The following is a 6,557-nucleotide window of genomic DNA, read 5'->3' as shown; positions in this document are numbered from 1 at the left end:
TCCGAGACTCCGAGACGGGAGACTCCGAGACAGCTATTAGGGATCGGATTTGAGTTTTCAGTTCACTGTTTCCTCACACCAGAAGTCTGACGGAGTAGTGGCTTAGATGTGTAATTAATTTTGCTTAGGTACTTAATATTAATTAACAATAATCTCGTCGGTGCTGTCGGGTTGGTTTATTTCCGTTAGGGTTTGCCAACCTGATTGCCAGAGATTCGCATCTTGCAACTGTTTAGCATTAATCCAGAAGCGGACGGTCGGATCGCAGGAAGCGACTAATTCGGCAAAAACCCATTGACCGCGATTTTGACGATTGACCACTTGAAAATGTCGCCAGCCCCATGTTTTTTGTTTTGCCGTCCATTTTGATCCCAAGAGATGGGGATATTTCTGTTTTTTGGGCATAAAAGTTAAGACATCTGAGTTCGGGATAGGCTAAAACCCTTATATTATTCTATGTCTGCCAACCCGATTCTTTTCCAGAAGCCAAGGAGAGGAAAAATGATCGGGGCGCTTAAGTGCGCCCCAGTTTTGGCTAATAACCGCGCCAAACACCAACCAAAACCCCTTGCACTTGTACTTGTTCGGTATTGGCTGTAATTGGTTGGTATTTTTGATTGGAGGGTTGGAGAGTGATGATTTCGCCTTCTTGGTAGAAACGTTTTAAAGTAGTGCCGTGGCCTTCGACTCTAGCGGCGACGATTTCCCCATTGGAGACCGCTTCATTACCCGTGAGAGAACGCATAATCACCAGATCCCCATCGGCAATATGATCCTCGATCATACTGTCTCCGGAAACCCGCAGAGCATAACAGTCTTGACTGCGTTGCAACAGGTTAGAAAGATCGAGTTTTTCTTCCACATCGGTGAAGGGTTCCACTAAACCACCAGCAGCGATCGCACCTAGAACTGGTAAACCTTGCACTGGTTGTTTGAGAATCCGCAGGGTGCGTGCTTTTCCTTCTGTCCAATCAATATAGCCTTTGGCGCGTAAACGTTCTAAACGGCTTTGAATCGGTGCGGGAGAGCGTAAATTCATCGCTCGCATCATTTGCCGGATGGAAGGGGCGTGCTGAGTAGTGCGAATGTACTCAATTAGCCAGTCGTACAACTCCTGTTGCGCTTGAGTAAGGGATTCGAGGTTAGTCATGATCTATTTTCCTATCCTTGGGTTAAGATAATTTGTACTTTAGTTCATTTGTGTTTAACCTAGTACATCTTAACTTCATCGGCTGACTAAATCAACTGGTTATTAGATCTCTTGCAAAAATCAAAAATTGTCGTGCTTGGTTAGGAGACTCCGAGACAGGAGACTCCGAGACAGGAGACAGGGGATTATTTCTATTTATTCTTCCGACACCCCACACCCTACACCCTACACCCCACACCCTGCCCCCAGGAAAAACTTTTTGCCGCAAACCCTAATTAATAATTCATAATTCCTTCTCCCTTCTCCCATGCAGTCTTAACGAGTAATTTAGATAGTCAACAGCTTATCTTCTGACCTAGCACTTTTTTTTTAAAAGTATCATTAATTTTTATCTCAATTCTGAATATTAATTAATCCCAGGGTCGGTTGCTGGCAAACTCAGCAGCGTATTAAGAAAAAATAACGAATTGCTAGAAAGCCCAGAATCTGGATAATGATCGAGGTGGAGACAGAAAAATTGCTCTACTTAAGCCTGTCTGCCGTAAGCGTCCAATAGTAGATAGGGAGTCAAAAGCGACGCTCAAGAAAATCCTTCGGTTGTCAGGGAAACGAGAGGATATTTAGTGCGAAATTGAGCCGTAAAAAAACTTAAAATCCCGACAAATATCGTAAAAACTAAGGGGAACACATGACCACAAAAACCTATGCAACCATAGATGGTAACGAAGCTGTTGCACGCGTTGCCTATCGTCTCAGTGAAGTGATCGCTATTTATCCTATCACTCCCTCCTCGCCTATGGGTGAATGGTCCGATAGTTGGGCGGCCGAACGCAGAGCTAATCTCTGGGGAACCATCCCTTCCGTAATCGAAATGCAGAGCGAAGGTGGGGCAGCGGGAACCCTGCACGGAGCGCTACAAACAGGCTCTTTAACTACCACTTTCACTTCCTCGCAGGGATTATTATTAATGCTCCCCAACTTCTACAAAATTGCGGGGGAATTAACCTCTTCAGTGGTTCATGTGGCGGCCCGTGCTTTAGCAGCCCAAGGATTGTCAATTTTTGGGGATCATAGTGATGTCATGTCTGCCAGAAGTACGGGTTGGGCTATGTTAGCGGCTAATTCCGTTCAAGAAGCTCAAGATCTGGCGGCTATTGCCACAGCTACCACCCTAGAAACCAGGATTCCTTTTCTGCACTTTTTTGATGGTTTTCGTACCAGTCATGAGGTGCAAAAAGTCGAATTAATTAGCGATGAAACTCTCAAAGAACTGATCGATGAAGACCTAATTATTGCCCATCGTCAAAGGGCTTTAACTCCCGATCGACCGGTTTTGCGAGGCACGGCACAAAATCCCGATGTTTATTTCCAGGCAAGGGAAAGCGTCAATCCTTTCTATTATGCTTGTCCCGATATCACTCAAAAAATTATGGATCGTTTTGCCCAATTAACAGGACGGCAATACCATCTCTATGAATACCACGGTGCGCCCGATGCCGAAAGAGTGATTATGTTAATGGGATCGGGAGGGGAAACCGTCCATGAAACCGTGGATTATCTCAATCAAAATGGGGCTAAAGTTGGGGTTTTAAAAGTTCGTCTCTATCGTCCCTTTGCCGCCGAAAAATTACTGGCAGCTCTGCCCACCACGGTGAAAAAAATAGCCGTTTTAGATCGCTGTAAAGAACCCGGTGCCGGGGGCGATCCGCTATATTTAGACGTGGTAAATGCCTTTATGGAAAACTACGAAGGGAAGCTGCCGAAAATTGTGGGAGGACGCTACGGTTTATCTTCCAAAGAATTTACTCCAGCCATGATTGCTGGCATATTTGATAACTTAAGTCTCGACAAACCGAAAAATCACTTCACTATTGGTATCGTTGACGATCTTACCTTTTCCAGTCTGGAATATGACCGCAGTTTTTCCACCGAACCGGACGAAGTAGTGCGGGCGGTTTTCTACGGTTTAGGTTCCGATGGTACGGTGGGAGCTAACAAAAATTCAATTAAAATTATCGGTGAAGATACTGATAATTATGCCCAGGGTTATTTCGTCTATGATTCCAAAAAATCTGGGTCTGTCACCGTTTCTCACCTACGCTTTGGCCCCCATCCGATTCGCTCTACCTATTTAATCACTGATGCTAACTTTATCGCCTGTCATCAGTGGGAATTTGTCGAACAATTTGATCTGCTAGAAACCGCTAAATCGAACTCAATTTTTCTCCTCAATAGTCCCTATCCACCGGATGAGGTGTTTAGTCACTTACCCCGCCATCTCCAGCAAACTATCATCGATAAAAATCTGCAAGTTTATACGATTAATGCCACTCAAGTAGCCAAAGAAGCGGGGATGGGCAGTCGGATTAATACCGTGATGCAGGTGTGTTTCTTTGCCCTAGCGGGGGTTTTGTCTCGGGAAGATGCGATCGCACAAATTAAAAAAGCCATCCGCAAGACCTACGGCAAGAAAGGCGAAGAAATCGTGCAGATGAACATTAAAGCCGTGGATTCTGCCCTAGAACACCTCTATCAAGTCTCAATTCCCGCCACTGTCACCCCTGAAGCTTTTGAATTAAGACCACCAATTCCCGACACTGCACCCGCTTTCGTCCGAGAAGTCCTCGGCAAAATTATCGCCCGTCACGGGGATGAATTGCCCGTTAGCGCCCTTCCCAACGATGGTACTTACCCCACCGCCACTAGCCAATGGGAAAAACGCAATATTGCCCAAGAAATCCCCGTTTGGGATGCAGATGTCTGTGTTCAGTGCGGTAAATGCGTTCTCGTTTGTCCCCACGCCGTTATTCGCTCGAAAGTCTATGATGAGGCCGAATTAGCCACGGCCCCGGAAACCTTTAAAGTCGCGAATGCCAAGGATCACGACTGGAAAGGGCTAAAATTCACCATCCAAGTGGCCGCCGAAGATTGTACCGGTTGCGGTCTCTGTGTTGATGTTTGCCCCGCTAAAAACAAATCGCAACCGCGTCTAAGAGCGATTAATATGGCTCCCCAATTGCCCCTGCGGGAACAGGAACGAGTTAACTGGGATTTCTTCCTTAATTTGCCTAATCCAGACCGATTAAGCCTAAATCTCAATAAAATTAACCATCAGCAAATGCAGGAACCTCTCTTTGAGTTTTCCGGCGCTTGTGCCGGTTGTGGTGAGACTCCCTACGTTAAATTAGTCAGTCAGCTATTTGGCGATCGCATGATAGTGGCTAATGCCACCGGTTGTTCATCTATCTACGGAGGTAATTTACCGACAACGCCCTGGGCAGTTAACGCCGAAGGTCGCGGTCCAGCTTGGTCGAATTCCCTCTTTGAAGATAATGCCGAATTTGGCTTAGGATTCCGAGTTTCCATCGATAAACAGGCAGAATTTGCCGCCGAACTGTTAGGAACCCTCGCTAGTGAAATCGGAGAAAGTCTAGCGGCAGATATTCTCAATTGTCACCAAGTCGATGAAGCGGAAATTTACGAACAACGGCATCGGGTAGAGGCCCTAAAATCCCGTTTAGGGCAATTAACCCCGACCACGCAGGTGAAAATGTTGTTATCCGTGGCCGATTATCTGGTCAAGAAAAGCGTCTGGATTGTCGGGGGTGACGGTTGGGCCTACGACATCGGTTATGGTGGCTTAGATCACGTTTTAGCTAGTGGTCGCAATGTCAATATTTTGGTCATGGATACGGAAGTTTACTCAAATACGGGCGGCCAGGCCTCGAAAGCTACTCCTCGGGCTGCCGTAGCTAAATTTGCTTCTGGTGGCAAACCGGGACCGAAAAAAGACCTCGGTTTAATGGCCATGACCTACGGTAACGTCTATGTGGCCAGCGTGGCTATGGGGGCAAAAAACGAGCAAACTATCAAAGCTTTCCTAGAAGCGGAAGCTTACAACGGGCCATCGTTAATTATCGCCTATTCTCACTGTATTGCTCACGGGATCAACATGACCACCGCCATGAACCATCAAAAAGAAGTGGTGGAAAGCGGTCGCTGGTTAATGTACCGTTATCATCCCGATTTAGCTAAAGAAGGCAAAAATCCCCTACAATTGGACAGCCGTGCGCCTAAGCTTACCGTAGCGCAAACTCTCTACTCGGAGAATCGCTTTAAGATGTTGGCCACCAGTAAGCCGGAGGAAGCTAAACGTCTGCTCAAAGAAGCACAAGCAGATGTGGATACGCGCTGGCAAATGTATCAGTATTTAGCAGCAAAAGGTACAGGGAGCAACGAATAGTTATGAATCTACACACTACCTACATGGGTTTACAATTGCGATCGCCGCTAGTCATCGGTGCGGCCGCACCCTTGAGCGAGGATATCGACAATATCAAGAGAATGGAAGACTTCGGAGCCGCTGCCGTGGTTTTACACTCCTTTTTCGAGGAGCAGATTAAACACGAAAGACTGGCTCTACACCATCATTTTACCCACGGAGCCGAGAGTTTTGCGGAAGCTTTGACTTATTTTCCCGAACCGGAGGTTTTTCACGTTGGTTCCGACGAATATCTCAACCATATTCGCAAAGCCAAAGAAATGGTCGATATTCCCATTATTGCCAGTCTCAACGGTGAGACCTCTGGGGGATGGTTGGAGTATGCCATTCAAATTCAACAAGCGGGCGCTGATGCTTTGGAGTTGAATGTTTATTATGTTCCCAACGACCTAGAATTAACCGGAAATCACGTCGAACAAAACTATATTGATATCCTCAAAATTGTCAAATCGGAGGTATCAATTCCCGTCTCGATGAAGTTAAGTCCCTACTTTAGCAATACGGCCAATATGGCTAAACAATTAGCGGAAGCGGGGGCCGATGGGTTGGTATTATTTAACCGTTTCTATCAGCCGGATATCGACTTAGAAACCTTAGATGTTCACCCCAATATTATCCTCAGTAATCCCCAAGCAATGCGTTTACCCCTGCGCTGGATTGCCATGCTTTACGGTCGTGTACCGACGGATTTTGCCGCTACCAGTGGTATTCATAACGCCATCGACGTGATCAAAATGATGATGGTGGGGGCAAAAGTGACCATGTTAGTTAGTGTTTTATTACGCCACGGTTTGGAGGAAATTACCAAGATCGAACAGGGTTTATTGCATTGGTTGGAAGAAAATGAGTACGAATCGATCGAGCAGTTAATTGGCAGTATGAGTCAAATGAATTGCCCAGATCCGACCGCTTTTGAACGGGTACAGTATATGAAAGCTCTGCAAAGTTACGAACCTGTTTGGAAACGTTTTCAAACCACCAGCAAATAAAAGTGGGAAGTGGGAATGGGGGAATGGGGAAATGGGGGAATGGGGGAATGGGGAATTTCAACTAAAACCCTAAAACCCTAAAACCCCAAAACCCCAAAACCCTAAAACCCTAAAACCCTAAAACCCTAAAACCCTA

General features: G+C 46.2%; 4 protein-coding genes. 2 read left to right on the top strand and 2 right to left on the bottom strand.

What is annotated here, in order from left to right; genetic code table 11:
• Nucleotides 1-138: 138 nt before the first annotated feature.
• Together PX636_RS21985 and lexA are read right to left on the bottom strand one after the other, a co-directional pair.
• On the bottom strand, nt 139-405 hold the full coding sequence (locus PX636_RS21985) for a TIGR02450 family Trp-rich protein (protein ID WP_002797022.1): 267 nt from the start codon (nt 403-405) through the stop codon (nt 139-141).
• A 130-nt stretch (nt 406-535) separates the two neighbouring features.
• On the bottom strand, nt 536-1,150 hold the full coding sequence (gene lexA, locus PX636_RS21980) for a transcriptional repressor LexA (protein WP_002758280.1): 615 nt from the start codon (nt 1,148-1,150) through the stop codon (nt 536-538).
• A 688-nt stretch (nt 1,151-1,838) separates the two neighbouring features.
• Here lexA and nifJ point away from each other — a divergent pair.
• Both nifJ and PX636_RS21970 read left to right on the top strand, forming a co-directional pair.
• Nucleotides 1,839-5,393, top strand: coding sequence for a pyruvate:ferredoxin (flavodoxin) oxidoreductase (nifJ, locus tag PX636_RS21975; protein ID WP_288118890.1), 3,555 nt, complete (start codon nt 1,839-1,841; stop codon nt 5,391-5,393).
• 2 nt (nt 5,394-5,395) lie between these two features.
• Nucleotides 5,396-6,421: a dihydroorotate dehydrogenase-like protein gene (locus PX636_RS21970; protein ID WP_012266602.1), complete on the top strand. Its 1,026-nt coding sequence runs from the start codon at nt 5,396-5,398 to the stop codon at nt 6,419-6,421.
• Nucleotides 6,422-6,557 lie beyond the last annotated feature (136 nt).

The sequence above is a fragment of the Microcystis sp. M53598_WE2 genome (genome assembly GCF_030067735.1).
GTDB classification, from domain to species: Bacteria; Cyanobacteriota; Cyanobacteriia; order Cyanobacteriales; family Microcystaceae; genus Microcystis; species Microcystis aeruginosa.
Note: the sequence above shows the minus strand (reverse complement) of the source record. Positions and strands in the feature narration are given on the sequence as shown.

Bases quoted from the DNA above. Each gene is read 5' to 3' on its own strand.
- PX636_RS21985 (WP_002797022.1), bottom strand. From the start codon at position 405: ATGCCCAAAAAACAGAAATATCCCCATCTCTTGGGATCAAAATGGACG.
- lexA (WP_002758280.1), bottom strand. From the start codon at position 1,150: ATGACTAACCTCGAATCCCTTACTCAAGCGCAACAGGAGTTGTACGAC.
- nifJ (WP_288118890.1), top strand. From the start codon at position 1,839: ATGACCACAAAAACCTATGCAACCATAGATGGTAACGAAGCTGTTGCA.
- PX636_RS21970 (WP_012266602.1), top strand. From the start codon at position 5,396: ATGAATCTACACACTACCTACATGGGTTTACAATTGCGATCGCCGCTA.